Origin of the sequence: Staphylococcus auricularis (assembly GCF_001500315.1) — a bacterium.
GTDB lineage: Bacteria > Bacillota > Bacilli > Staphylococcales > Staphylococcaceae > Staphylococcus > Staphylococcus auricularis.
Genome location: NZ_LLER01000042.1, coordinates 1 through 217, shown reverse-complemented (window position 1 = coordinate 217; position 217 = coordinate 1). Strand labels below are relative to the sequence as shown.

Annotated in this window: 1 rRNA gene; it reads right to left on the bottom strand. The window is 50.2% G+C overall.

What is annotated here, in order from left to right:
• Positions 1-28: 28 nt before the first annotated feature.
• Positions 29-217 (bottom strand): 16S ribosomal RNA (locus APS80_RS10410); the annotation flags it as partial.

The window sequence follows — 217 nt, the reverse complement described above, 5'->3', positions numbered from 1 at the left end:
AAGAAGATGTTCCGTAATTAATCCTTAGAAAGGAGGTGATCCAGCCGCACCTTCCGATACGGCTACCTTGTTACGACTTCACCCCAATCATTTGTCCCACCTTCGGCGACTAGCTCCAAAAGGTTACTCTACCGACTTCGGGTGTTACAAACTCTCGTGGTGTGACGGGCGGTGTGTACAAGACCCGGGAACGTATTCACCGTAGCATGCTGATCTA